The sequence below is a fragment of the Namhaeicola litoreus genome (genome assembly GCF_042679565.1).
In the GTDB taxonomy this organism is placed as follows: Bacteria; Bacteroidota; Bacteroidia; order Flavobacteriales; family Flavobacteriaceae; genus Namhaeicola; species Namhaeicola litoreus.
The window spans coordinates 124,853-150,963 of sequence record NZ_JBHTMY010000002.1 but is presented as its reverse complement, the minus strand read 5'-3'; the positions used below and the strand labels follow the sequence as shown (position 1 = coordinate 150,963).

The window sequence follows — 26,111 nt, the reverse complement described above, 5'->3', positions numbered from 1 at the left end:
CTAATTCAATAATGTCAGAGAATCATCATCATAAAGAAACTTTTGTAACTAAATACATATTTAGCCAAGATCATAAAATGATTGCTAAACAATACCTTGTAACAGGTATGTTTATGGGAGTTGTTGGTGTATTTATGTCGCTTTTGTTCAGATTGCAATTGGCTTATCCTGAGCAGAAATTTACAATTATAGAAGCCTTTTTAGGAAAAGGTGGTGAAGGAGGTCAAATGACACCGGATATGTACTTAGGGCTTGTAACAATTCACGGTACAATCATGGTATTTTTTGTACTTACAGCCGGTTTAAGTGGTACTTTTAGTAATTTACTTATTCCCTTGCAGATTGGTGCGCGCGATATGGCCTCTGGATTCTTGAATATGATTTCCTATTGGTTATTCTTCTTATCAAGTATCATCATGTTTGCATCAATTTTTGTGCATACAGGAATGGCAGCGGCAGGATGGACGGTTTATCCTCCTCTCAGTGCATTGCCTCAAGCAATGTCTGGTTCTGGTTTAGGAATGACACTTTGGTTGGTCTCTATGGCCATCTTTATTGCTTCCTCTTTAATGGGTTCATTAAATTATATTGTAACGGTATTGAATCTGAGAACCAAAGGGATGAAAATGACTCGTTTGCCTTTGACAATTTGGGCATTTTTTATCACAGCGATAATTGGTGTAATTTCTTTCCCGGTTTTATTATCTGCTGCACTTTTACTTATTTTTGATAGAAGCTTTGGCACATCATTTTACCTTTCAGATATCTTTATTCAAGGGGAGGTTTTACATTACCAAGGTGGTTCACCCATTTTGTTTGAACACTTATTTTGGTTCCTTGGGCACCCAGAAGTATATATTATCTTATTACCAGCACTTGGGATTACATCTGAAGTAATATCAACGAATGCTAGAAAACCAATTTTTGGCTATCGCGCTATGATTGGGTCTATTATAGCCATTGCATTTTTATCTACCATCGTATGGGGTCACCATATGTTCGTAACGGGAATGAATCCATTTTTGGGATCTGTGTTTACTTTCACAACGCTTCTTATAGCAATTCCATCTGCTGTTAAAGCATTTAATTATATCACAACTCTTTGGAAGGGTAATTTGCAGTTGAACCCTGCTATGCTGTTTTCTATCGGAATGGTTTCAACCTTTATCACGGGTGGATTAACAGGATTAATTCTAGGAGACAGTGCTTTGGATATTAATGTACACGATACAATGTTTGTTGTTGCACACTTCCATTTGGTGATGGGTATTTCTGCACTTTTTGGAATGTTTGCCGGAGTTTATCATTGGTTTCCAAAAATGTATGGAAAAATGATGAACAAACACATGGGTTATCTGCACTTTTGGTTAACGGCTATTTCTGCCTATGGTGTATTTTTCCCAATGCACTTTTTAGGTTTGGCTGGTCTGCCAAGAAGATATTATAGTAATACTGCTTTCCCGATTTTCGACGATTTATTGCATATCAATAAAGTAATGACAGTTTTTGCCTTAATTGGTGGGGCGGCGCAATTGATTTTCTTAGCTAATTTCTTTATTAGTATCAAAAGAGGTCAAAAAGCACCAGCAAATCCATGGAAAGGTAATACACTTGAATGGACAACTCCTGTAGAGCATATCCATGGGAATTGGCCGGGAGAAATTCCTGAAGTACATAGATGGGCTTATGATTACAGTAAGACGGATGAAAATGGTGATTTATGGGAAGGAAAGGATTTTACTCCTCAAATAATTCCAATTAGGAATGGTGAAGAAGAATTTTAGTAACCTTTATTTCATAGTTAAAAGTCCCATATTTTTTGGGACTTTTTTTATTTCGGACTATCTTAGACTATTCGTTTTTCTACTGACAAAACAAAGGTTATATGATCAAAAGAATAATTAGAGTATTAATAGTAATTATCTTTATTTTAGGGATATTAGCTTGGTTTTTTGTGAGAAATAATAAGCCCATTTATTCGGGTAAACTGGACTTAGAAAAGTTAAGAGATTCAGTTTCTGTTTATTTCGATGAAGTAGGGGTACCTCATATCTATGCAAACAATACAGCTGATGCGTATTTAGCACTTGGCTATTTACACGCGCAAGATCGTCTTTGGCAAATGGAATTGATGAGAAGAATTGGACCGGGAAGATTGTCTGAAATATTTGGTAAAGATATGATCCAAACCGATAAGTTATTTCGCGGGATGGGAATCGAATTAGCTGCAAAAAAGAGTCTTGCAAAAATTGATACAAATTCAATTTCTTTTCAGTACGCTCGGGCATATTTAGATGGAGTGAATCAATTTATAACACATGGAAAAACGCCAATTGAATTTAGATTATTGGGGATAGAAAAAGAAACCTATACAATTCTTGATATTTATAATGTCTTTGGATATATGAGCTTCGGTTTTGCGCAAGCTTACAAGACTGATCCGCTACTTACTGACCTTCACGAAAAATTAGGCTCACTTTATTTAAGAGATTTAGATGTGAACAATGATCCGCGTACAACTTTGATAAAAAATTACACCAACGGAATTGAAAAGCGAAGTGCAGGTGCAATTAGTAAACAAATCAATGAGCTGACAATGAATTTGCCAATTCCACCTTTTGTTGGGAGTAACAGTTGGGTGATTGGGTCAAAAAAAACAAAAGAAAAAGGTGTGATTTTAGCCAATGATCCTCATATAGAATTTTCTCAACCTTCGGTATGGTATCAGGCGCATATAAAATCTCCCGATTATGAAATGTATGGCTTTCATTTAGCACTAACACCTTTCCCTTTGCTGGCGCATAACAGAGATTTTGCTTATGGCTTGACCATGTTTCAAAATGATGATCTCAATTTCTATTATGAAAGTGGTGATTTTTTAGAGAGAAAGGAAATCATAAAAGTAAAAGGTGAAGATGATGTTGAATTTATTGTAAAAACTGGGAAGAAGGGGCCAATTATGAATAATCTATTCAAAGGATTAGATTCTACAAAATCTATTTCTATGGATTGGATATATACAAAATCAAATAATGATTTACTCGACGTCACATATTTAATGTCTCACGCAAAATCTTTGTCAGAATTCAAAAGTGGTGTTTCTAAAATACATGCGCCTGGCCTAAATGTGATGTACGGTGATAAAAATAATAATATCGCATGGTTTGCCGCGGCAAAACTTTTTAGATTTTCTGAAGAAATAGATACAAAATTTATTTTAGATCCTGCTTACTCCAATAGTGAAATAAACCTCTTAGGATTTGATCAAAATCCACAAGCCATTAATCCACCATGGAATTATGTTTATTCTGCGAATAATCAACCGGAAGAAATTGAAAATGGTTACTATCCGGGCTATTATTTACCCGAAGACAGAGCCAAAAGAATTGTTCAGTTATTGAGTGATAAAAACGACTTTTCAAAAAGCGATGTCGAAAAAATGATTTTAGATAATACGTCTTCTGTTGTACCTGGTTTGGTCAGAACAGTGTTGGGAAATCTAACGAAGGTGAATTTTTCAGAAAATGAAAATAAAGCGCTAGAAATCCTTAAGAATTGGGATGGAAGTTACACTCAGAAAAGTATAGCTCCTTCCATTTATAATCTATTTCTCTATCATTTTGCTTCACTTACTTTTAAAGATGAAATGGGAGATGATTATTTTCAAATGTTTTTGAATACACATTTATTTAAAAGGCAAATTGCAAAGCAGATTAAGAATCTGAACTCAATTTGGTGGGATGATATCTCAACGAAGGAGTATAAGGAAAATCGCGACGAAATTTTCACCAATGCTTTTCATAAAACAATCCAGCAATTAGAAAAAGAATATGGTGATAATTTGGAAGAATGGACCTGGGATCAATCATTATCGGTAACCCATAAACATGCTTTTGATAAAGTTGCAGTATTGCGGCCATTTTTTAATGTGGGCCCTTTTAAAACGGATGGAGGGAATGAAGTACTTAACAATCAAATCTTCTATTTAAATGATATTGGAAAATACCAAGTAAAAGCAGGGCCTTCTACACGCCGAATTATTGATTTTAGTGATATTGAAAATAGTTCGACCATTATACCAACAGGACAAAGTGGTAATATTTTTAGCAAACATTACAAAGACCAAGCTGAAAAATATCATGCTGGAGAATTTGTAAAAATGAAGTTAAATGAGGCAGAAATAAAACAAGCGAAAGACGTGTTAATTCTATATCCTAAAAAGGATTAGTATAAAGTATTCTCAGAATATGATGCTTCGTGTAGAATTTCAAAGTTACAAGAGTTTGCGATAAAACACATTTCATTTGCCTTTTTATGTAATAAATCTGCTTTATGTTGATCTGCGATATTGAATAGGGTGATTTTTGGTTTTAGGATAACTTTACTGAAAAAACCGCTACCGTCTTCCTTTTCTTGCATAAATCCCTCGGCATGATCATCGTAACTTGTAACGACAATTTTTTGACTTGCACAGAGGTGTAAATACCAAAGCATATGACAGCTCGAAATGGAAGCGACTAACATTTCTTCAGGGTTGAAACGTTCTGGATCACCTAAAAATGCAGGGTCAGATGAGCCGAGAATAACTTGCCCTTTGTTATACGCACTCAGTCTAAAGTCTCTTTGATAAGCATTATAGAAAGCAGTACCCTCACCTACATTTCCAGACCATTCAATCCTTATTTTGTATTGTTGTTCCTTCATTCGATTACATTTTCCGCTTAGGTTTAATTTTTTTCGTCAATTCAAAAAGATCTTTTCTGCGGTCGCGTAAATTTCTAACAGATCCGTGTTGATGTAATTCTCTGAGCAGATCTATATCTACATCAGCAATAAGGATCATTTCTGTATTTGGAGTTGCTTCTGCCTTTATTCCATTTGTTGGGAATGCAAAATCACATGGAGTGAATACCATTGATTGGGCAAACTGAATATCCATATTATGTACATTGGGTAAGTTTCCTACACTACCTGCAATGGCTACATAGCATTCATTTTCGATCGCTCTTGCTTGAGAACAATTACGCACACGAGAATAACCGTTCTGGGTGTCTGTTAAAAAGGGAACAAATAAAATATCCATGCCCTCGTCTGCCAATAACCTGCTCAACTCAGGAAATTCGGAGTCATAACAAATCAAAATTCCGATTTTACCACAATCCGTGTCAAATGCTTTTAGGATATTTCCACCTTCCATACCCCAAACTTTTGCTTCATCAGGGGTAACATGTAGCTTTTCATAACGTTCTGTAGTTCCATCTCTTCTGCATAAATAACCAGCATTATACAGTCTATTGTTAATCATTTCAGGCATACTACCGGCAATGATATTGATGTTGTAGGCAATAGAAAGTTCAGAAAATTTTTGCACCAAAGTATCGGTATGTTTGGCCAATTCCCTAATGGCGTCAGGTTCTGACAAATGATTGTTTTCTGCCATCAGTGGAGCATTGAAAAATTCAGGAAATAAGGCAAAATCAGAACGATAACCCGCAACAGCATCAATAAAATATTCAATTTGCTGGATGAGATCCTCCATAGACTGATAGGGTCTCATTTGCCATTGAATGAGTCCTAATCGGACGACCTTCTTCTTAGTAGCAGCTTTTTTAGAGGGTTTTTCGTAGTAAATATTATCCCATTCCAGTAAAACGGCAAACTCGTTAGAAGCTTCGTCTCCCTCAAGATAAGATTTTAATATTTTAGAGGGATGAAAATCATTTGAGATCTGAAAGTTAAGAACTGGGTCATGAATTTCTTTTCTTTTGACTTTATCAATATACTGTTTAGGAGAGAGTTTGTCTGAATATTTATGGTAATTCGGAATTCTTCCACCAAACGCAATTCCTCTTAAATTAAGTTTTTCACATAATTCTTTTCGATAATCATATAGCCTTCTACCCAAACGTAGTCCGCGAAATTGGGGCATGATGAATACATCAATTCCATAGAGAACGTCACCATCGTAAGTATGTGTTCTAAAGGTAAAATTATCTGTTATTTCTTTGTAGGTATGCTTATCTGAAATACCATCATAATTGACAATTATAGCTAGGGCACAACCAGCAATTGAGCCATTTATCTTTATAACTACTTGTCCTTCAGGAAATTTATCAATCAGAGACTCAATCTGACTTTCTCGCCAATAGGCTTCTGGCATAGATTTATAAGCCTGTATCATCGCCTCCTTGAGCTCTTGGTAATCTTCTAATTGCAGATAACTCAATTCAATATTTTCAATCTCTGATGGTTTCATTGTTATAATTTGTAAAGTGTCACAAAATAACAATAATATTTTCACTTTATTTAAAAAACTAAATGTTCTTAAAGTAAGAAAACCTTATGTTAATTTGTTGTTTTTTGAATTGTGTTTTTTTCTTAAATGGACCATTAGGAAGTAGAAGAGGGAGAGGACAACTATAAAGAGACCCAAAACAACTAATTCTAAATATGCCAGGTTTGAAAGAAACCAAATAATAGTAAGAGAAGAAAGAATGGGTACAATTAGTCCTCCAGGAATTGTGAACGAATTTTTATAATTAATTCCATTTCTTCTTAGTTTAATTACAGCTAGTGATACGCCTAAATAGATCATTAGAGCGCCAGAAACAGAAATAATCGCTAGTTGTTCAAAATGGCTACTAATGGCAAAAATAAAACCTAAACCGGCATAGGTCATAATTGAAGTATAAGGAGTTGCAAATTTTGGATGAATTCTTGATAAATATTTAATTGGAATGATTCCATCTTTAGCCGCACTGAATAAAGACCTTGGGATACTAAGTATTTCACTGCTTAAGTTTCCAAACATAGATACTGCAGCGCCAATCGATAGCAGTGTAAGACCTAAAGGACCAATGATTCGATTTGCCACTTCTCCTAGGGTATTGTCTTTATATAACGGCAATTCATCACCCAAAATTCCTTGTGAGATAGTCTGAATGAGGATATAAAAAGCCAATATCAAGGTAACACTAATTAAAACTGCTCTTGGGATGTTTTTTTGAGGATCTTTTACTTCACCATTTATCGAAATTGCGGCTTCAACTCCTTGAAAAGCAAAAAAGAGTATCAAAGAGGTTTCTCCAAGTGCTGATAATGAAGGTGCTTGTTCAAAAATTAAATTTTCTAAAGTCACTTCTTTAAACCCGATGAGAATTAGAATAAATAAGGGTATAACTTTAGCCAATGTGATAAATTTTACTAATCCTATTCCTTGCTTAGAGCCTATGACATTTATGAATGCCAGACCAAAAAAAATGATAAGAAGAAATAGGATTCTAATAACTTCATTTTGTAAAATTGGAAAAATTGATGCGGTAATGTTGAAAACGGCATTGGCAACTGCAGCATCAGCTGAAATGCAGGAAATGACAAAAACAACTACCGTTAGAAATCCAAAATAAGGACCAAATGATTCTTCAATAAATCCATAAACGCCTCCAGAAGATGTTACTTTACTTCCAACTTCTGCAAAACAGAGCATGACAAGCAATATTAAAAAGCCGCAAAATAAATAAGCAGTTATACTTGCAGATCCCAATCCTTCTGCAACAAGCGCAGGTAAGGCAAAAATTCCTGCTCCGATTATTGTATTGACGAGGTTAGCGGTTAAGCCCCAAAGGGTGATCTCCCTTTTTAAGGTTTTTTCCATGTAAAAACTTAAATTAAAAAAAGGGAGAATGGCAAACCCTTTCAATTTGTTTAAAACTTAAAGTATCGAATATACAGTTTTAAATGTTTACCTTGGGTATATTCCTTTATTTTAAGGATTTATGGTGATAATAAGACTGAAGTACAGCAAAAGCTTTTTTCTTTTCCCCATTTTCAGAAATCAAGCCTTTGCGGTTATAACCGTCTTGTATTTTTGGCAAAGGTCTTCTAGGTGATCTAAAATCAACCAAAATCCACGGGCTAACGCCGCGAAATTGATCTACTTTATCCAACATTTTAAGCGTTTCCTCATATAGATAGGCCTGATATTCTTCTGTCCATCGATCATTCTTATCGCCATGATGGCCGAATTTTGCACCCGCGCCAAACTCTGATATCAAAACAGGCTTATTTTGTTCTATTTTCCAAGTAATCGTTTCACATTTTTCTGGAGTACCATCATACCAACCCACATATTGGTTAAAACTGAGGATGTCAACAACTTCGGCAAAAGGATCATCGATGGTTCTAATATTTTGATCTCCTTGATAAGGGCTTTGTTCTAAAGCTGCACTTATCATTCTGGTTGGATCTAATTTTCTAGCCTGATTGGCCAACTGTGTCAAAAAGGAAAATCGTTCCGCACTTTGTGCCGTTTCATTCGCCATAGACCAGATGATAACAGAAGCCCTATTTTTATCTCTATTGATGACTTCGGTCAATTGATTTTTAGCATTTTTTAATGTTTCTGGGTTCGTCCAATCTATGGTCCAATACACCGGATTTTCTTCTCATACTAAAATTCCTAATTCATCAGCGATTCTAACCATATGTTCGTTGTGTGGATAATGGGCTAATCTTACATAGTTGCAGCCTAGCTCTTTTGCCCAACCTAATAACTGCCTTGCATCTTTTTCAGAATTGCCTCTACCTTTGGTAAATGGACTTTCTTCATGAATGCAAATACCTTTTAAAAAAATAGGTTTGTCATTTAATAAAATGTTTTTCCCTTGTGTCTTTATACTTCTAAAACCTATTTTATCTATAATCTTATCCTTGTCAAAAGAAATATTTACATCGTACAAAGAAGGATCTGAATCAGACCAATATTTAATTTTTTTCACAGGAATTTCGAAAGTTGCTAAACCATTTTCATCTGTGAAGATCTCTTTTTTAATTTTGAGTTCCGCAACTGTTATAAGTACTTTTTGTTTGTTAATATCCTTACCCGAAAGCTGAACAAACCCTTTTACGAGTTTATTATTTTTAGGATCGAGTTGGATTAGATAATCGTCAATAAAACTATCAGGGACTTCAATAATTTTTATATCTCTGGTCATTCCGCCATAGTTCCACCAATCGGTATTTAAAGTGGGTACGCCCTCTTTAAGTCTTTTATTATCAACTTTTACCACAACAAAGTTTTCTGTTTCTTTTAAGAAGGCTGTGATTTCAAAGTTAAATGGGGTAAAACCACCAATGTGTTGGCCAAGTTTATTACCATTTATGTACACATCAGCTTGATAATTAACCGCCCCGAAATATATAAAAACACGATTTTCAGAATTTTTTTTGGAGTAATTAAAAGATTTCTTAAACCAAACAGAACCCTCGTAGTAAAAGAGATTCTCTTCTTGCGTATTCCAATCCCCAGGAATTTGCATGGTTTCAGAAAGGTCAAAATCATATTCAATTAATTCTGCTTTGTCTATAGGTTTAGAATTGGTAAAATATGCACTTCTTGAAGGATTACTTTGTTGATCAAAAGCCTCAAGTCTGTAATTGTAATACCCGTTTTCATATGGATCTACGATGTAATTCCATTCTCCCTTTAGTGAAGTTGAGTTGCGGTTAAAAATATTGTGGAGTAAATTGTCTTGTGGGAATGCTAAGAGCACATAAAAGATTGCTATACTTGAGAGAATAATTTTCAACATAGTATTTGGTTAAAAAAAGGGCATTTATAATAAATAATAGGTCTACTAAATTAGATTTATTAGATAAAAAAAGAGCCTTTTTGGGCTCTTTTTTTAAAACTATTTTTGGATTTTTTCGTTGGGTTGAAAATCGGAATGGCCCGTTTGCCATAATGCGAATGAAAAGGTGTCTGCAAAACTTTCAAATCTTTTACTTTTACTATCTCCTATACCATGGCCGGATTCAAAATCTGTAAGAAATAAAACAGGCTTATTCGAAATACTCGACGCCTGCATTCTAGCTGCAAATTTTCCTGGTTCCCAAGCAATTACCCGGGGGTCATTCATACCTGCAGTTATGAGTAAAGCAGGATATTCAACTCCTTTTTTCACATGTAAATAAGAATCCATTTCTAAAAGACCTTTAAATTCTAACGGATCTTTTACAGTGCCAAATTCTGGTGCGTTAATTGGGCCGTTTGGCGATTCTTCCATTCTTACAGTGTTCATAGCACCTACTTCGGGTATGGCTGCGGCAAAAAGATCGGGTCTTTCTGTAATAGATCTGCCCACGAAAATACCTCCAGCACTTCCTCCCCATATGGCTAAATGATTAGCTGATGTATATTTTTCTTTAATAAGATATTCTGCGGTTGCAATGGCATCTTTCCAAGTGTTTGGCTTATTTAATTTTTGACCTGCTTTATGCCAAGCATCGCCTAGTTCGCCACCACCTCTTACATGGGGAATTACCCAAATCCCACCGCGATTTACATAATTTAGCACAAGTGGACTAAAAAAAGGAGAGATGGAATTGCCATAAGAGCCATAACCATATATAAGTGTTGGATTTTTTCCATTTAATTTAGTGTCATTTTTACAAATAATTGATACTGGTACATTTACACCATCGTGTGAAGGTATCATAACCTCTTTGACAACAATTCCTTTTAACTCTGGATATTCAACTTCAGTGGAAAGTGGTTGTTTGATGAATTTGTCATTTTTTAAATCATAGGCGTACCTTTTATTTGGCGATGTCCAACCTGACATATTCATCCAAATTTCACTATGTTCCTCATCAATTTTTGATAAACTTATATCTCCGGCTGACAATGGCGTTTTTAAAACTTTTGGCGTGTTTGAATTATGTCCCAAAAAATACACTTTGGCTTCAACCCCATTTTTCATCGTTGTAAAATAGAGACCATCTTTTGTGGTTGCCATATTCGTTATGATTTCATCTTTGAATTCCGGAACTATAATTTTTGCTTCTTGCGCAGAAGGATTAGCAATAGTTGCTTTTAAAATTTTGTAGTTTGGGGCGTTATCAAACGATAAATAATATAAGCTGTTCTTATCAAGTTCGAAATTAACTACATTATCTGCCTGACTAGTTATTTGTTTCCACTTTAGAGGTGGTGAAAAATTGGAATCTTCAGCCATGTATAATTTTATTCTTTTATCTACTGTAAAAACTCCACCAAAAAATTTATTTGACGGTCTGTTGTAGAATGGAATCGGGATTTCTTCGGATAATATTTGTAATTCAGGATTGGTCGTATTAGAGAAAAATTCCATATCATCTTTTCCATTTGTATTGGTTTTGTGTAAATATGACTTCATATTCATTTGTCTATTCTGGTCTTTTATATCGGAAGAATTAAACCTGCTATAAAGAATACTCTCATCATCGGCTAACCAGGTATTGTTCCAAGAAGTGCAGCGGTCAATCATTTCCGGAAAAGTCTTACCATTATTGTCTATAATTATTAAATCACTGTTTTCAGAACCATTGGCGGATAGAAATAGGGCAATTTTATCACCTTTATAGTTCGGAGAAAAACTTGAAATAGTGTAGTTAACGGCTTCTTCTGTTCTATATTTATCTGGATCAAAAAGTAATTTTTCTTCTGAGGAATAATTCTTTCTCATATACAATTTCCCGTTTTCGTCTTCCGGTCTTGCTTTTAAGTAAAAGTATTGACCTTGGGAGGTTACATTTACAGAAAAAATTCTATCGGCAACCCTAGAATCAAATTCATACATTTTCTCTAAAAAGTCTTTTCTTCCGGGAATTTCATCTAAAACATTTCTGGCATAATTTGCGTTGTCTTTCATCCAATTTACAACCATAGGATTCTCTAAATTCTCTAAATATTGATAAGGATCTTCAATTTTTACACCGTGATACTCATTGATAACAATATTCTCGGTAATCAAAGTCGGTTTTATCTGTTCTTGTGCAGATAATAGAAAGCAAAATAATAGACTTAGGTAAAGGATGGATCTTTTCATAAGATTGGTTTAAGTTGATTCAGTTTAGCTAAATATACGATAATTCTATGTTAGAGCTGAAAGTCAGTAATTTAAAATGATAGGTAAATGGAATTAGGGGCAATTGTATTTTATCCATTCGATAAAAGAATAATATGATTTCTGCTAATTTTTAGTCAACCAAGTTAAGTTATGCCAAATGGTTTCTAAAGGTCCTCTTTTGTGATTAGTTAGCCACCATTTGCAAAATTTTCCTAGAAAAAAGACGAGTATCAATGCAATGCCAACAGCAAAAAGGGTTCCGGTATATTTGTACAAGCCCAATCCAAAACCGTAATATAGTGTTGAGCCAATTATTGATTGAATGATATAATTGGATAAACTCATTTTGCCAAATGAGGAAAAATAATCTAGTGTTTTATGAAACCGTTTATTATGGAATAAAAGTATAAATGAAGCTAGTAAGACAAACATAAAAGCAGTGTTAGACCACGAACTTATTATAACATTTAAAGGCCTTTTGATGGCCTCAGAAGAAATACTCGAAATAAAATATTTATTTCCAAAATAAAGAGGTAAGAAAGCGCTAAAAGAAATTTTCAAGACCTTTTGCCAAAAATCCGCTCCTTTAATCTCCCAAACAAAAATTTTTCTACGCCCACTCCATAGTCCTAAAACAAAGAGTGATAGAATTAAAAAGTATCGTCCATTTTCCCAGTTCCAAAGTAGTACTGCTTTTTTTCCATTGCTCAGATTCCCCTCTACCGTTTCCCAAAAGGAACCATTGGGGATATATTCTCCCATTTTTCCAAAATAGGTCCAGGATTTAGGATCTGTTAATTCTATCGCAGGTTGGTTTAAAGCATACATTAATTCGATCCATTGCAGTGGCTGGATAAATAAGACGAGAGAGATGATGAAGATCGCCTTGTCATTTAACCGGTTTATGGGAATTAAGAACAATCCTAAAACAGCATATATGGTTAAAATATCACCTTGATAAAAAGCAGAATTGACAATGCCAAAAGCAAATAAAAGAAGCATGCGCCAGGCAAAACGAAGGCCGAAATCTTTTCCTTTTTTATTTTGGTTATGGCTCTGGATATAAAAAGTTAATCCAAAAAGCAGTGCAAACATGGCATAGGCTTTACCTGCAAACAAAAAAAATAGAAATTCCCATAGCCATTTGTCAAGGATAATTAGCCAATTCGGTAAGTTCTCAGGTGTAAAATAATAGTCAAAATGCTCTATGTTATGCAGCAACATGATGGCTACTATCGCAAAACCACGCAGGGCATCAATAACGAATAACCTATTTTTCACGGTATGACTTGTAATCAACTTTAATTTTCTCTTATATACGTTTCTATAATCTTTTGATCTATACCAAGATCTTCAATTCTTTCTATTCCAGTTTGGATCAGTGTGTCGCCTATAATCGTAATTTCAAATGTAAAATCATGCCCCTCCCATTCTCTGTAATTCAAAAATGCGAGATGTTCGGTATATGTTGAGCCATTTAAATCATAGGTTCCACCACCTGCTGTATAATGTGCTAAAGAATCTTTTCCGTTATTTAGATCATGGCGAAGAAATGCAAAATGCGTTTGGTTGATAATCTTGATCATTTCTTCATTTTGAGTATAATCAGCAAAAACAGTATCATTGCCTTTTATCGTTAGACCAGATAAAAGTCGCCAAGTACCAATCAAATTTTGTTCAGTTTTAGTTTGTTCAGGCTCTTGCACATTTTTACAAGAAAGAATTGTGAAGAACAATAGGGTAATGATGTAAAATCTAGACATGATAGGGCTAATTTTTAATTCCAAAAAACTTTTCAAATTCTTGATAAAACTTTTCAGGTTCTTCTAAATAAGGGTTATGGCCACTTTCTTCAAACATAATAAACTGGGCCTGGGGCATATAATTTTTGTACTGTATGGCATATTGTGGGGTAGAAACACCATCATATCTGCCTGCACATATTAAAACAGGAAATTTGAAAGATTTTAATTTTCTTCTCACATCCCAATCGATCATATCTCCACCAACAAAGAAATCTGCATCCCGTCCTATTATACCGTAATAAACATCATTATTCCAGTTTCTATATTTTTCTTTTGGTGTATTTCCTTTGATTCTAGTATCGTGGTAGTAAATATATTTGGTGGGTAAACTCCCGTATAATTCACTAAAAACAGGATCACTTGAGACGTATCCTAAATTTCTCAAAGAATCCAATTTTTTCCAGTATTCTGGAAAGTGAGTTTTGGAATAGTGGTTATAACTATCGCAGTTAGCCTGCCACATTTCTCCACTGTGAAAACCGTTTATCAAAACTAATTTATCCACCTTTTCGGGAAAAGTGACAGCATAATCCTGTACAGGAACTGTTCCGTAAGAATGCCCAACCAAAGCAATTTTATCCAATTTTAATAATTTCCGAACCTCTTCTATAACATGTGTATCGTTTGCAATGGAATATTCATTCATGTTTTTCGCGTCATCTGATTTACCCCGACCGAGCATATCAATAAAAATGACTGTATTCGTTTTGTAGTAATGCCCAAAACTTCCTTGCATATAATCATGAGAATTTCCAGGTCCACCAGCTAAAAATACAATTGGAGGACCTTCTCCCAGCACTTCAACATTTATTTTATAACCATCTATATTGTAGAATTTTGAGGTGAACTTATCGTAAATATTCGGGTCAGTTTGGCTAAAACTTGTCTGAATAAGAAAAAATAACAGCCATGAAAATATCAATTTCATATTTAATAATTTGAGAAATTTAAAAGCCATAGGATAATTGTAAAACTTTTGGTGGAAGATTGGTGGCAAAGCTCAAGATAAATAAATGGTAAAATTCAGTCTCATCGAAATCATCATATTTTTTATCTCCGATGAGTGCATTCACCAGTTGGGGTGTTGTATTGCTATGTCCAGAAACTAAAATTGTTTCTCCAACATGGTTTTTGAGCAAGCGATAAGCAAAATCATTAAGGTTTGTTGGGTCGTAAGGTATTATTTCTAAACCTCTGTCTAAAGAGATAGGATGAACAGTTTGTTTGGTGCGGTTTAAATCGGTTGAATAAATAGCATCCAATTTTACATTCTGAAGAGTTCTTTTGAGTTCCAGAGCCCTTTTTTTACCTACTTCATTTAGCATTCTTTCTGATCCACCTTCAAAAGTTTCCGCATGGCGAACTAAAATGATGGTGGTTTCTTGGGCGAGTATAGAAAGGCTAAAAGAGCTTAATAAAAAAATAAAAATAATTTTTTGTAACATCAGGTTTATTTTTTGTGTAAAGCTGAGTAGTCATTAACCAAATTCAAAAATGCTTTAATGCCTGTTTTTAAGCCTGTATCATCCACGTAAAAATCTGGTGTATGGTGCGGCGCTGTATCTTCAATTTTCATTCCTTTTGGCGCACCACCGATATTAAAGAAGAGTCCGGGAACTTCTTTGGCAAAAAAAGAAAAATCTTCGGCACCGGTTTTTGCGGGTACTAAAATTACATTTGATTTTCCCGCAGCTCGTTCCAGTGATGGCAACATTTGAGCTGTTAATTCAGGATCGTTATATGTCACAGGATATGTCATAGAATAGGGCAATTCTATAAAAACATCTGCACCCATCGCTTCTGCTGTATTTGTGGTGATTTCCCTTATTCTTCGATAGACTAATTCTGTATCTCTGTCGCTTAGTGTTCGAACAGTACCTAGCATTTCAACTTCTTCTGGTATAATGTTCGATCTGTTTCCTCCATGAATAGAACCAATAGTTACTACTGCAGCATTTTCTGTAATATTCACATTTCTACTAACGATGGTTTGCAAACTATTGATAATCTGTGCTGATGTTACGATGGGGTCAACAGATGAATAAGGCGCGGCACCATGAGACGATTTTCCTTTTACCGTAATTTTTAAATCGCTCACTGCGGCCATGGCTCCCTTTGGTCTATAAGTGATTTTTCCAACTTCCAACTGAGCGCTGATATGTAATCCAAAAACTACATCTACATCCGGATTTTTAAGGGCACCTTCTTTTACCATTAATTCTGCTCCTCCTTCTTCTCCAGCTGGAGGTCCTTCTTCGGCGGGCTGAAAGAGAAATTTTACCGTTCCTGATAAATCTTTTTTATTCTGGGCTAGAATTTCTGCAACGCCCATTAAAATGGCAACATGGGTATCATGGCCACATGCATGCATAACCCCTGTTTCTGCACCGTTATAAGTTGATTTTATTTTTGAAGCATAGGGGATATTTACTCTTTCCGTTACAGGAAGTCCGTCCATATCTGCCCTTAAGGCAATAACCGGACCTGGTTTTGCACCTTTCAACACACCCACAACACCTGTTTTTGCCACTTCAGTTCTTACATCTATACCTAAAGATTTTAAATGCTTAGCAATTATTTCTGCCGTTCTAAACTCCCGATTTCCCAATTCAGGATTTTGATGAAGATCGTGCCTCCATTCGATTACTTTTGGTTCAATTTTTAAAATTTCTTGATCCAATTTAGCAGAATTTAGAGATTGACCATGCACTACATTTATAAGACTTAAAAAAATGAGGGCGAAAAGGGATTGTTTCATGAAAATAAAATATTTGATGGATAAATTTTTAAGAAGTTAAGATATGATTTTTTTTTGATGGTCGTTAAAATAATATGACCCAATCTATATGACGAAATAGAATGAATAAAGTACTTGTGAATCTCCTATTCAGTAGGAAGGAGATTTGGTCTTCCTATACTTTTATCAAAAGCGTATAAGCAGAATAGTTAAGATAATGGGATCATATATTTCGTACACACAGCAGTTTGGGTAAAATTACAAATCGAGGAAACCCAGAAAAAAATATCTGAAATTCGGTTAGATTTTGTATAATTTTATATGAAAATAGAATAATAGTATAAATCTTAGGACATGACAAGTTTTAACAGAAAGGCGCATTGGGAAAATATTTATCACACAAAACATTTGGAGGAAGTAAGTTGGTATCAGCCCAAACCTGAAACTTCATTGCAATTGTTACAAAATTTAGAAATTTCTAAGGATGCAAAAATTATTGATATTGGAGGTGGAGATAGTTTTTTAGTAGACCATTTACTGGAGATGGGATTCAGGGATCTCACTATTTTAGATATTTCGGAAAAGGCGATAGAAAGAGCCAAGAAGCGTTTAGGTGAAAAGGCAAATAAAATTAATTGGATTGTTTCTGATATTTTAGATTTTGAGCCAACTCAAAATTTTGATTTCTGGCATGACAGAGCTGCTTTTCACTTTCTTACAGAACAAAATGAGATTGAAAAATACGTTAGAATAGCCGATGAAGCAATGTCGAAAAATGGCAAAATACTAATCGCTACTTTTTCAGAAGATGGGCCTAAAAAGTGTTCAGGGATTGAAATAAGGCAATATACAAACACTAGTTTAGAGGCAACTTTTAGTCAGCACTTCAAAAAGATTACTTGTGTAAAGCACGATCATAAAACACCTTCACAAAATATTCAAAATTTTATTTTCTGTGCTTTTGAATCTAGAAATTGAAAAAGACTTTATTTCATGATGAATTATCAACATTTTATTTATGATTCGCTCGACAAAGTTTCGAAAATAGCCAGAGATAATTTTGGAAAAGTATCCTCTATCACTAAACCTGAGGATAACAATCAGGTGCTTACAAAAACGGATTTAGAGATCGGTAAATTACTTATTAGAGCTATTGAAAAAAAATTTCCCAGTCATAATATTATCGATGAAGAAGCCGGGGTTATTCATAAAAACTCTGATTTTACCTGGGTTATAGATCCAATAGATGGTACGAGTAATTTTGCCAATGCTTCACCGCTTTATGGTTGTATGTTTGGGTTGTTGTTAGAGAATAAACCCATTGCAGGAGGAATAGCCTTGCCTTTTTATTCTGATATTATCACTGCAGCAAAAGGATTGGGTACATTTTGTAATGAGAAGAGAATTTATGTATCTCAAGAAAAGAAACTGTCGAATTGCCTTATAGCATATGGTATTGATGGACATCAAGAAAATCCTGAGTTTACAAGGTCGGAATGTGAATTATTGGCAGAGATTGTGCTCAATATTAGAAATTTAAGATCAAGTAATAGTGTTTTTGATATCGCTCTAGTTGCCAGAGGAAGCTATGGGGCGTTTTTGAATAGAACGAGTAAGGTTTGGGATAACGTCGCTCAACAGATCATTATTGAGGAGGCAGGGGGAATGTATACCGATTTTTTTGGTCATCAAATTGACTATTCAAATACCATTTATGATCCAAATAAAAATTTTAGTTTTATGGCAGCTTCAACTGAAATTCATGGCCAATTGTTGAAAATAGTTGATTCGTATCATTCTAAATGAGAGGAAATGGATAAAAAAAGAGTAGCCATATTTGTCCTATTCGCTTGTGTGATTTTAATCATTTTGAATGTTATTTTTACGCGAGACGAAATGGGAGTAGGTTTTTGGTTGAGAATAGTTTCAGGAATTTTATTAATTATTGCTATGTTTTTTTCCTTAAAAGGAGAAAGTATACGTTAAAAAAAAACTATGTATCAGATTATTCGTTGTGATAATTCAAATTCAGACTTCCAAAACCTTGTGGTTGAGTTAGACAAAGAACTTGCTGTAAGAGACGGTGAGGACCACGCTTTTTACGATCAATACAATAAAATAGATTCTATTAGGCACTGTGTTGTTTTATACGAAGAAGATATTCCCGTTGCATGCGGCGCGATGAAGTATTTTGATGAAAACATTTTTGAAATAAAAAGAATGTACACTGTTTTAAAATATAGAGGAAAAGGCTTGGCAGGAAAAGTCCTTTCGGAGTTAGAAGGGTGGGCACAAGAACTTTTTGTTCAAAAATGTATTTTGGAAACGGGAGTAAATCAACCTGAGGCAATCGCCTTGTACCAAAGACTTGGTTATCATCGTATCCCAAATTACGGACAATATAAAGACGTAGATTCAAGTTTTTGTTTTCAAAAATTTTTAAAATAATCTTGATTAGTATTTTACTAAAATTTTGTTTTGTCAAAAATGTAAAGTATATTTGTCATTAAGTATAAAAAACTTTACATCATGAATGTTCAAAAAATTTTAGAATGCGAAAGAGAGCAATTGCAAAAAATCAAATTTTTACCGTATCACTATAAAAAATTTGGATTCGTTTTGTTGATTATTTCACTCATTTCATTAGCCATATTAACTTTTACAGATTATTCATCAGTTTTGATGAATAATATTTCAAAAAGTGCCTTACTCGTTTCTTTACTTTTGATTTCTATTTCGATGGAAAAAAATGAAGATGAATACACCATGCAACTGCGAGCTAGATCTTATGTAATGGCGTTTATTTTTGGTGTAGTATACGCCATTTTACAGCCTTACATAAATTATGTAGTAGCCTTATTTGTTAAACGGGAAGCTGCAGATTTTAAAGAGCTTTCTTCTTTTGTCATTATTTGGTTCATGTTGTTTATACAACTCGGCTTTTATTATACTTTAAGAAGAACCAGATGATCAATAAAATAAAGGTTGAAAGGGCAATTTTAGATATTACTCAAGAAGATTTGGCCGAAAAAATTGGGGTTTCTCGGCAAACCATCAATTCTATAGAGAAGAATAGATACGTGCCTTCAACGATTTTAGCATTGAAACTGTCGAAAGTTTTTAATAAAAGTGTGAATGATATTTTTGAATTGGAAGGAAACGATTAACAAATTTCGCTTGACAAATATCATATTAAATCATGTCATATTCATTTACCTTTGGAGGATAAAAATTAATCTAATGAGAAATATAATTCAAATTTTAGTGGTATTGGCCTTATTGACAAGTTGCAAAAAGCAAAACCAAGAGTATGCGCCAGTAAAAACCAACCAACCAGTCACTCATCATGTTAAAGTAAAAGAGGTAAAACAAACCGGAGATTATACTTATTTGCAAGTAGAAGAAGGAAACAGGAACTATTGGATGGCAATTAATAGTACTGATTTGAAACCGGGTGATGATTTTAGTTATTCAAATGCGGTTTTGATGACAAATTTTGAAAGTAAGGATTTGAATAGGGTATTTGATGAGATTTACTTCGCAGATACAGGGGCTCAACAAGATCAAAGTTCAAATTCGGAAACTAAAAAAAGTCGTTTGTCGAAAGAAGAACAAGAAAATATTTCAGTTGAAAAGGCAAAAGGCGGAATTACGATTGCAGAATTGTATGAAAATAAAGAAAATTATAAAGGTAAAACTGTACTTGTTAAGGGTAAAATTGTAAAAATAAATGATCAGATCATGGATAAAAATTGGGTTCATCTTAAAGATGGCACATCTTTCGATGGAAAATCGGACCTAACTTTTACAACTCAAGAATCCTTAACTGTTGGTGATGTGGTAACCATGACAGGTAAAGTAACGCTCGATAAGGATTTTGGAGCAGGTTATATATATCCTTTAATCGTTGAAGAAGCTTCTTCAGTTAAAGAATAAATTATTCATAGAAAATTAAACAAAAAGACAACTGTAATTACAGTTGTCTTTTTGTTTAAATAGACTCGACTCACTTTTTTTTGTCGTCTTCAATTTCTCTGGCCTTATGCAAAGCAGATGCTACCAAACCAGCTGGAATGGTAACTATGCCTACCCCAATTAATAGTATAAAAAATGTAAAAATTTTGCCGCCAACCGTAACGGGATATGCATCTCCATAGCCAACAGTTGTAAGGGTGACAACCGACCACCATGCACTGTGAAATATCGAAGTAAAAACCTCTGGTTGAGCCTCATGTTCAAAAAAGTAAATGCCAGCAGAGGATATATACATGAAAATAGAAGACACGATAAAAAATAATACGATTTCCTCTTTTACCAAACTCGCTGCCACGTGAATTCTATTTAAAGCCTTATTATATCGAATCAATTTAAAGGCTCTAAACACTCTAAAAATTCTAAAAGCCCGAACAGATCTCAGGTCTAATGAACCTTGAAAATAAAAGGGTAAAATAGCTAAAAGATCAATAATACCATAAAAACTAAAAATATATTTCCACGGTTTTTTAGCAACAATAATGCGTAAAATATATTCGATGGTAAAAATCACCAAACAGACTATTTCTATAAAATGAAGTACTTTTATAGTAGCAGGGCTTAAGTTAGGCAGGGTTTCTATTGCATAAGCCAGCAGAGAAATTAAGATCATTGCTTGTATAAACAGATCAAATCTTCTGCCTTTTTTCGTTGCTTGATCGTTTAGAATTGATCTCAATTTTTTTTTCATTGAAATAAGCTGTTCGATTGATTTAAAGAACGGAAAAGATATTCCATATTTAGATTAAAATCAAGTTTTTAGAAAGAGTCTAAGAAAACAAATCAGATGATAAGTATCTGTCGCCGCGATCGCAGACAATGGCAACAATGATTCCTCTTTCCATTGTTTCGGATAATTTTACCGCTGTTGCTACTGATCCTCCACTACTCATACCTGCAAAAACTCCTTCCTCTTTTGCTAATCTTTTCGTCATATTTCTTGCTTCCTGTTCTGTAACCTCAATGATTTGATCTACTTTCTTTATATCAAATATTTTCGGCAAATAAGCCTTTGGCCATTTTCTGATGCCAGGAATTTTTGCATTATCAGCAGGCTGTGCACCAACAATTTGAATGGCAGGGTTTTTCTCTTTTAAAAAAGTTGAGGTTCCCATAATTGTACCTGTTGTGCCCATTGCCGAGACAAAATGTGTTACCAAGCCTTCTGTATCTCGCCAAATTTCTGGTCCGGTAGTTTTATAGTGTGCTTTCCAATTATCGTGATTACCAAACTGATCCAACATAAAATATCCTTCTTCAGACACTTTTTTTTCGGCAAAATCGCGTGAACCTTCAATTCCATCATCTGCCGGAGTGAGAATTACTTTTGCACCATAGGCCTCCATGGTTTGTACTCTCTCTACGGTAGAATTTTCAGGCATCACGAGTGAAATATTGAGTCCGAAAAGCTTTGCGCACATCGCTAATGCGATTCCAGTATTTCCACTTGTAGCCTCAATAAGTTTTGATGTTTTGTTAATTTCTCCTCTATCTAAAGCAGATTTAATCATGTTATATGCCGCTCTGTCTTTTACACTACCTCCAGGGTTATTGCCTTCTAATTTCAACAGAAGAGTAATGTTTTTATTCGAAATGAGGTGATTTGCTTTAACAAGGGGTGTGTTTCCTATTAAATCAACAATACTTTTTGCATACATTTTTTAATTTTTTTTAGCTTTCAGTTTCACTTCAGACTCATGATAAACAATCGAATTCTCGGGGACAGAATGGGTAAGCCAAACGTTACCACCAATAATGGTATTTTCACCTACAATTGTTTCTCCGCCCAGAATAGTGGCATTCGCATAAATTGTTACGTTATTTTCAACAGTGGGATGTCTTTTAACATCTTTCATGTCCTTACTTACTTGCAAAGCACCTAAGGTGACACCTTGATAAATTTTCACCTGATTTTTTATGATACTGGTTTGTCCAATAACCACACCTGTTCCATGATCTATAAAAAAAGGACTTCCAATTGTTGCCCCGGGGTGAATATCAATACCTGTTTTGCCGTGGGCATATTCACTCATCAGTCTAGGTACTACGGGCATTTGCAATGTGAAAAGTAAGTTACTAAGCCTGTAAACCGCAATGGCAAAAAAACCGGGATATCCCATAAAAACTTCTTCTACATTGTTGGCTGCAGGATCATTTTTACAGATACAATGTGCATCTTGATTTAATAATCTAAGTATTTCCGGCAAACCTTTTAAAAAATTTTGCCAAATATTACTACAATCAAAATCATAATGTTTGTGGGCTATCTTTTTAATTTCATCAAAACGAATTTCGAGTTGATCCAGATGGTCTGAAACCGAAACGTTTGCATCAAAAAGTACATGAAATAGTTCTTCAGTAAAAGATTCAGTATGTGTTTTTAACCTAAAATCAAGTTTATGATTGATTTTATGATTTCTGATTTCCTCAATAATATTTTTTTTATCAAGTAACATAAGGCTTTGGTTTTAAATAATTCAGTCGGTTTTTTATTTCAATCTTTCAAAGAATTTATAAATCATAAAAAGTTCAGAAAAGGATCAAAAAAAACCTATTTCAACTAAATCCTGTAATAGACCTGCTCAAAAGGAATTCTAAATCTTTTACCATAAACTCCTTCTTGAAGTCTAATTCCACATGAAACAACCATATTTATTTCTGCACTTATAGGTAATTTGAGTATTCTTTTAATTCTAAGCGAATCATGTCCTTCCATCGGACAAGTATCGTATCCTATTTCTGCCATCGATAACATAAATGTTTGAGCCGCTAGTGCCGCACTTTTATGCACAACGGCGCGCATATCACTATTTCTATTCTGACGGTAAACCGGACGAATCCATCCCACAATCCAAAAGACAATAAACTTTAACCATCCTAATAATCCCAAAAAAACAAAATAGGTGAGTGGCATCACGGAGGTATAGTATTTCAATGCAAATTTTTCAGTTTTGGAAGAAGCTTCTTTGGATTTATTAAATTGAGATTTTAAAAATTCTAAATTTGCTTTACTTCTTTTATGCCATAAATCTTTTCTGGTGACAAAAACAACAAGTTGCTGCGCGGTTTTAGCCGCCGGCTGATCAAAGCATGCTTTTGATATTTCTCGCAACTTGTTTTCTGAGGTGATATGGTAAAATTCGTATAATTGTAAGTTACTGCTATTTGGTGCCAGACGGGCTTTTTTTAAACAACTTTTTACCAATTCGCCATCAATCGGGTTATTCGGGTCGTATTTTCTAACTGACCGTCTGAACTCAATGGCTTGGCTTACTGTTGTCAAATTTTAGATTTTTTTGAGGATTAAATAATCGTAGATTGCCCTAAATTCATATTTTCAATATGGGTAAAAACGTTTTTTTTGTCGAGAATAAATTCACTGATAAAAGTACCTACATCAGAGGTTGAGAATTTTTGGGAAGTATTCAAATCTGGTGTGGTAATCTGTAATTCGATGGATTTGTTTACTGCAGTTTTTAAGGCGTCAGCTTCTTCAAATAATTCAAAGTGTTCCAACAACATGGCCACAGAAAGAATTGTTGCAAGTGGATTAGCAATATTTTTTCCTTTTGCTTTAACATAAGCCCCATGAATGGGTTCAAAAAGAACCATTTTCTCACCTATCGAAGCCGAAGCAGAAAGGCCTATTGAACCAGCGATTGCACTGGCTTCTTCAGATAAAATATCACCAAATAAATTTTCGGTCAATATAACATCAAATTGTCTAGGGTTTAAAATCATTTGCATCGAAGCATTATCGACAAACATATAATTCAGCGTTACTTCCGGATATTCTTTAGCGATCAACATGATTCGTCTCCTCCATAGTCTGGAAGTTTCGAACATATTTGCTTTGTCTATTAAGGTAAGTTTCTTTTTACGTTGTTTCGCCATCGAGAATGCCAAATGAGCCACTCTGTCAATTTCTTTGGCATTATAAATACATTCATCAGACGCAGATAAACCATCTTCACTCACTTTATTTTCACCGTAATACATGCCTCCTGAAAGCTCTCTAAGCACAACAAAATCAGTGTTTTTGATCACTTTTTCTTTGAGCGGAGATTTGTAGGTTAAATCATCATAAACTTTAATAGGTCTTATATTGGCGTATAAACCAAGACCTTTTCTAAGTTTTAAAAGACCTTGTTCAGGCCTTATTTTGGCATCTGGGTTATTGTCGTATTTAGGATCACCAATAGCACCAAACAAAACGGCATCTGCTTTTTTGCAAATTTCAAGACTTTCATCGGGTAAAGGGCTACCGGTTTTTTCTATAGCGGTTGCGCCAACGTCTGCATAGGAAAAAGTAATATCGTGTTTAAATTTTGTAGCAATGGCTTCCAAAACTTTAACTCCTTGATCTGTAATCTCTTTACCGATTCCATCACCAGGTAGGATGGCAATTTTTAACTTCATGCTGTTGTAGTTATTTACAACTGCAATTTAGAAAAATTAATTTTACATTCTTCCATTAATTGATGAATTCCTTCATCGTTCACTTCTTTGTGCAAATCGGCAAAATTTAAAAATTCAGGATAAAGCACGTCTAATTCATCTTTTGTCAACTCATAGCCTAAATTTTTTGCTCGATAAGCCAAGGCAGCTCTACCACTTCTTGCAGTAAGTACAATTGAAGATTGAGATACCCCTACATCTGCGGGATCCATAATTTCGTAGGTTTCACGATTTTTTATCACACCGTCTTGGTGAATACCTGAACTGTGGGCAAAAGCGTTATCGCCTACAACAGCTTTGTTGGGCTGTACGATAATTCCCATTTTTTGCTGAACTAATTGACTGGTACTATATAATAATGTCGTATCAATACCAGTGACAAGGTTCAGGTACGGATGTTGTTTCAAAATCATCACCACCTCCTCTAGGGCTGTATTTCCGGCCCTTTCGCCAATACCATTTATGGTACATTCTATTTGACGGGCACCGTGTTGGACACCTGCAATTGAGTTAGCTGTAGCTAAACCAAGATCGTTATGACAATGGCATGAAATAGTTACCTTTTCTATCCCTTTTACGTTTTCTTTTAAATATTTTATTTTAGCTCCGTATTCTTCAGGTAAACAATAGCCCGTTGTATCGGGAATATTCAATACAGTTGCACCTGCTTTAATCACTTCCTCACAAACCCGGGCCAAGTACTCATTATCCGTTCTACCAGCATCTTCTGCGTAAAACTCAATGTCTTCTACAAAAGATTTTGCATATCGAACGGCGTCTATTGCTCTCTCAATAATTTTTTCTGGAGTTGAATTGAATTTATATTTGATGTGTGATTCTGATGTACCAATTCCTGTGTGTATTCTTGGCTTTTTAGCCATTTTCAATGATTCTGCTGCAACCTCAATATCTTTCTTATTCGCTCTTGTTAATCCGCATACGCTTGCATTTTGAACCAATTTGGCAATTTCTACTACCGAATTAAAATCACCCGGACTAGAAATAGGAAAACCTGCTTCTATTACATCCACTCCCAGTTCATCTAAACGCTTGGCTATAGTTAATTTTTGCTTTGTATTTAACTTACAACCAGGCACTTGCTCTCCATCTCGTAAAGTAGTGTCAAATATTTGAACCCTTTCTTTGCTCATTTGTGAATAAAATTTATGAATTTTGAAGTTCAAAAATAAG

24 protein-coding genes and 1 pseudogene are annotated in these 26,111 nt (G+C 34.5%); 9 read left to right on the top strand and 16 right to left on the bottom strand.

From position 1 onward, the window contains the following. Nucleotides 1-11 precede the first annotated feature (11 nt). Both ACFQ39_RS02550 and ACFQ39_RS02545 read left to right on the top strand, forming a co-directional pair. Nucleotides 12-1,784 (top strand): cytochrome c oxidase subunit I, encoded by a 1,773-nt coding sequence (locus ACFQ39_RS02550; RefSeq protein ID WP_377176126.1) that lies wholly within the window; start codon nt 12-14, stop codon nt 1,782-1,784. Nucleotides 1,785-1,885: 101 nt separating this feature from the next. Beyond that, a complete protein-coding gene (locus ACFQ39_RS02545; RefSeq protein ID WP_377176123.1) occupies nt 1,886-4,228 on the top strand; it encodes a penicillin acylase family protein in 2,343 nt (780 codons plus the stop codon). Here the strand turns inward: ACFQ39_RS02545 and ACFQ39_RS02540 are convergent. From ACFQ39_RS02540 to ACFQ39_RS02495, 10 genes and pseudogenes are all read right to left on the bottom strand, one after another. After that, a complete protein-coding gene (locus ACFQ39_RS02540) occupies nt 4,225-4,704 on the bottom strand; it encodes an OsmC family protein (RefSeq protein WP_377176121.1) in 480 nt (159 codons plus the stop codon). The two genes, ACFQ39_RS02545 and ACFQ39_RS02540, sit on opposite strands and share 4 nt — an antisense overlap. 4 nt (nt 4,705-4,708) lie before the next feature. Next, entirely contained in the window at nt 4,709-6,256 is a 1,548-nt protein-coding gene (locus ACFQ39_RS02535) for a carbon-nitrogen hydrolase family protein (RefSeq protein WP_377176120.1), read from the bottom strand. An 84-nt stretch (nt 6,257-6,340) separates the two neighbouring features. Next, the gene (locus ACFQ39_RS02530) at nt 6,341-7,654 is read right to left on the bottom strand and encodes an APC family permease (RefSeq protein ID WP_377176118.1); all 1,314 of its coding nucleotides are present in this window, start codon (nt 7,652-7,654) and stop codon (nt 6,341-6,343) included. A 106-nt stretch (nt 7,655-7,760) separates the two neighbouring features. Beyond that, nucleotides 7,761-9,590, bottom strand: a pseudogene (locus tag ACFQ39_RS02525) (glycoside hydrolase family 2 protein). Between the two features lie 99 nt (nt 9,591-9,689). Then, nucleotides 9,690-11,867 (bottom strand): prolyl oligopeptidase family serine peptidase, encoded by a 2,178-nt coding sequence (locus ACFQ39_RS02520; protein WP_377176116.1) that lies wholly within the window; start codon nt 11,865-11,867, stop codon nt 9,690-9,692. A 144-nt stretch (nt 11,868-12,011) separates the two neighbouring features. Then, a complete protein-coding gene (locus ACFQ39_RS02515) occupies nt 12,012-13,169 on the bottom strand; it encodes a DUF418 domain-containing protein (RefSeq protein ID WP_377176114.1) in 1,158 nt (385 codons plus the stop codon). 20 nt (nt 13,170-13,189) lie between these two features. Continuing rightward, on the bottom strand, nt 13,190-13,651 hold the full coding sequence (locus ACFQ39_RS02510; RefSeq protein ID WP_377176113.1) for a hypothetical protein: 462 nt from the start codon (nt 13,649-13,651) through the stop codon (nt 13,190-13,192). Between the two features lie 7 nt (nt 13,652-13,658). Continuing rightward, a complete protein-coding gene (locus ACFQ39_RS02505; RefSeq protein WP_377176111.1) occupies nt 13,659-14,621 on the bottom strand; it encodes an alpha/beta fold hydrolase in 963 nt (320 codons plus the stop codon). A gap of 19 nt (nt 14,622-14,640) precedes the next feature. Further along, nucleotides 14,641-15,138 (bottom strand): phosphoglycerate mutase family protein, encoded by a 498-nt coding sequence (locus ACFQ39_RS02500; protein ID WP_377176108.1) that lies wholly within the window; start codon nt 15,136-15,138, stop codon nt 14,641-14,643. A 5-nt stretch (nt 15,139-15,143) separates the two neighbouring features. After that, the gene (locus ACFQ39_RS02495; RefSeq protein WP_377176106.1) at nt 15,144-16,451 is read right to left on the bottom strand and encodes an amidohydrolase; all 1,308 of its coding nucleotides are present in this window, start codon (nt 16,449-16,451) and stop codon (nt 15,144-15,146) included. A 333-nt stretch (nt 16,452-16,784) separates the two neighbouring features. On the opposite strand from ACFQ39_RS02495, the gene ACFQ39_RS02490 reads away from it, so the two are divergent. From ACFQ39_RS02490 to ACFQ39_RS02460, 7 genes are all read left to right on the top strand, one after another. Next, a complete protein-coding gene (locus ACFQ39_RS02490) occupies nt 16,785-17,408 on the top strand; it encodes a class I SAM-dependent methyltransferase (protein ID WP_377176104.1) in 624 nt (207 codons plus the stop codon). 15 nt (nt 17,409-17,423) lie between these two features. Then, the gene (locus ACFQ39_RS02485; protein ID WP_377176102.1) at nt 17,424-18,236 is read left to right on the top strand and encodes an inositol monophosphatase family protein; all 813 of its coding nucleotides are present in this window, start codon (nt 17,424-17,426) and stop codon (nt 18,234-18,236) included. 6 nt (nt 18,237-18,242) lie between these two features. Continuing rightward, nucleotides 18,243-18,416: a hypothetical protein gene (locus ACFQ39_RS02480; RefSeq protein ID WP_377176101.1), complete on the top strand. Its 174-nt coding sequence runs from the start codon at nt 18,243-18,245 to the stop codon at nt 18,414-18,416. A 9-nt stretch (nt 18,417-18,425) separates the two neighbouring features. Next, nucleotides 18,426-18,878, top strand: coding sequence for a GNAT family N-acetyltransferase (locus ACFQ39_RS02475; RefSeq protein ID WP_377176099.1), 453 nt, complete (start codon nt 18,426-18,428; stop codon nt 18,876-18,878). An 81-nt stretch (nt 18,879-18,959) separates the two neighbouring features. Continuing rightward, nucleotides 18,960-19,400: a hypothetical protein gene (locus ACFQ39_RS02470; RefSeq protein WP_377176097.1), complete on the top strand. Its 441-nt coding sequence runs from the start codon at nt 18,960-18,962 to the stop codon at nt 19,398-19,400. Continuing rightward, the gene (locus ACFQ39_RS02465; protein WP_377176095.1) at nt 19,397-19,597 is read left to right on the top strand and encodes a helix-turn-helix transcriptional regulator; all 201 of its coding nucleotides are present in this window, start codon (nt 19,397-19,399) and stop codon (nt 19,595-19,597) included. The genes ACFQ39_RS02470 and ACFQ39_RS02465 overlap by 4 nt, the downstream gene beginning before the upstream one ends. Before the next feature lie 73 nt (nt 19,598-19,670). Then, nucleotides 19,671-20,366: a GW dipeptide domain-containing protein gene (locus ACFQ39_RS02460; protein WP_377176093.1), complete on the top strand. Its 696-nt coding sequence runs from the start codon at nt 19,671-19,673 to the stop codon at nt 20,364-20,366. A 70-nt stretch (nt 20,367-20,436) separates the two neighbouring features. On the opposite strand, the gene ACFQ39_RS02455 is transcribed toward ACFQ39_RS02460, so the two are convergent. From ACFQ39_RS02455 to ACFQ39_RS02430, 6 genes are all read right to left on the bottom strand, one after another. Next, nucleotides 20,437-21,153 carry an ion transporter gene (locus tag ACFQ39_RS02455; protein ID WP_377176091.1) on the bottom strand — a complete coding sequence of 239 codons (717 nt, stop codon included), beginning with the start codon at nt 21,151-21,153 and terminating at the stop codon, nt 20,437-20,439. 79 nt (nt 21,154-21,232) lie between these two features. Continuing rightward, nucleotides 21,233-22,120, bottom strand: coding sequence for a cysteine synthase CysM (gene cysM / locus ACFQ39_RS02450; RefSeq protein ID WP_377176089.1), 888 nt, complete (start codon nt 22,118-22,120; stop codon nt 21,233-21,235). Between the two features lie 3 nt (nt 22,121-22,123). After that, on the bottom strand, nt 22,124-22,918 hold the full coding sequence (locus ACFQ39_RS02445; protein WP_377176087.1) for a serine O-acetyltransferase: 795 nt from the start codon (nt 22,916-22,918) through the stop codon (nt 22,124-22,126). 104 nt (nt 22,919-23,022) lie between these two features. Then, a complete protein-coding gene (locus ACFQ39_RS02440; protein WP_377176085.1) occupies nt 23,023-23,745 on the bottom strand; it encodes a nitroreductase family protein in 723 nt (240 codons plus the stop codon). Nucleotides 23,746-23,765: 20 nt separating this feature from the next. Beyond that, the gene (gene leuB / locus ACFQ39_RS02435; protein ID WP_377176083.1) at nt 23,766-24,881 is read right to left on the bottom strand and encodes a 3-isopropylmalate dehydrogenase; all 1,116 of its coding nucleotides are present in this window, start codon (nt 24,879-24,881) and stop codon (nt 23,766-23,768) included. Nucleotides 24,882-24,895: 14 nt separating this feature from the next. Beyond that, nucleotides 24,896-26,071 (bottom strand): 2-isopropylmalate synthase, encoded by a 1,176-nt coding sequence (locus ACFQ39_RS02430; RefSeq protein ID WP_377176081.1) that lies wholly within the window; start codon nt 26,069-26,071, stop codon nt 24,896-24,898. Nucleotides 26,072-26,111 lie beyond the last annotated feature (40 nt).

Excerpts from the sequence above, each read along its gene's own strand:
- ACFQ39_RS02550 (WP_377176126.1), top strand. The coding sequence starts at position 12 with ATGTCAGAGAATCATCATCATAAAGAAACTTTTGTAACTAAATACATA.
- ACFQ39_RS02545 (WP_377176123.1), top strand. The coding sequence starts at position 1,886 with ATGATCAAAAGAATAATTAGAGTATTAATAGTAATTATCTTTATTTTA.
- ACFQ39_RS02540 (WP_377176121.1), bottom strand. The coding sequence starts at position 4,704 with ATGAAGGAACAACAATACAAAATAAGGATTGAATGGTCTGGAAATGTA.
- ACFQ39_RS02535 (WP_377176120.1), bottom strand. The coding sequence starts at position 6,256 with ATGAAACCATCAGAGATTGAAAATATTGAATTGAGTTATCTGCAATTA.
- ACFQ39_RS02530 (WP_377176118.1), bottom strand. The coding sequence starts at position 7,654 with ATGGAAAAAACCTTAAAAAGGGAGATCACCCTTTGGGGCTTAACCGCT.
- ACFQ39_RS02520 (WP_377176116.1), bottom strand. The coding sequence starts at position 11,867 with ATGAAAAGATCCATCCTTTACCTAAGTCTATTATTTTGCTTTCTATTA.
- ACFQ39_RS02510 (WP_377176113.1), bottom strand. The coding sequence starts at position 13,651 with ATGTCTAGATTTTACATCATTACCCTATTGTTCTTCACAATTCTTTCT.
- ACFQ39_RS02505 (WP_377176111.1), bottom strand. The coding sequence starts at position 14,621 with ATGAAATTGATATTTTCATGGCTGTTATTTTTTCTTATTCAGACAAGT.
- ACFQ39_RS02500 (WP_377176108.1), bottom strand. The coding sequence starts at position 15,138 with ATGTTACAAAAAATTATTTTTATTTTTTTATTAAGCTCTTTTAGCCTT.
- ACFQ39_RS02495 (WP_377176106.1), bottom strand. The coding sequence starts at position 16,451 with ATGAAACAATCCCTTTTCGCCCTCATTTTTTTAAGTCTTATAAATGTA.
- ACFQ39_RS02490 (WP_377176104.1), top strand. The coding sequence starts at position 16,785 with ATGACAAGTTTTAACAGAAAGGCGCATTGGGAAAATATTTATCACACA.
- ACFQ39_RS02485 (WP_377176102.1), top strand. The coding sequence starts at position 17,424 with ATGATGAATTATCAACATTTTATTTATGATTCGCTCGACAAAGTTTCG.
- ACFQ39_RS02480 (WP_377176101.1), top strand. The coding sequence starts at position 18,243 with ATGGATAAAAAAAGAGTAGCCATATTTGTCCTATTCGCTTGTGTGATT.
- ACFQ39_RS02475 (WP_377176099.1), top strand. The coding sequence starts at position 18,426 with ATGTATCAGATTATTCGTTGTGATAATTCAAATTCAGACTTCCAAAAC.
- ACFQ39_RS02470 (WP_377176097.1), top strand. The coding sequence starts at position 18,960 with ATGAATGTTCAAAAAATTTTAGAATGCGAAAGAGAGCAATTGCAAAAA.
- ACFQ39_RS02465 (WP_377176095.1), top strand. The coding sequence starts at position 19,397 with ATGATCAATAAAATAAAGGTTGAAAGGGCAATTTTAGATATTACTCAA.
- ACFQ39_RS02460 (WP_377176093.1), top strand. The coding sequence starts at position 19,671 with ATGAGAAATATAATTCAAATTTTAGTGGTATTGGCCTTATTGACAAGT.
- ACFQ39_RS02455 (WP_377176091.1), bottom strand. The coding sequence starts at position 21,153 with ATGAAAAAAAAATTGAGATCAATTCTAAACGATCAAGCAACGAAAAAA.
- cysM (WP_377176089.1), bottom strand. The coding sequence starts at position 22,120 with ATGTATGCAAAAAGTATTGTTGATTTAATAGGAAACACACCCCTTGTT.
- ACFQ39_RS02445 (WP_377176087.1), bottom strand. The coding sequence starts at position 22,918 with ATGTTACTTGATAAAAAAAATATTATTGAGGAAATCAGAAATCATAAA.
- leuB (WP_377176083.1), bottom strand. The coding sequence starts at position 24,881 with ATGAAGTTAAAAATTGCCATCCTACCTGGTGATGGAATCGGTAAAGAG.
- ACFQ39_RS02430 (WP_377176081.1), bottom strand. The coding sequence starts at position 26,071 with ATGAGCAAAGAAAGGGTTCAAATATTTGACACTACTTTACGAGATGGA.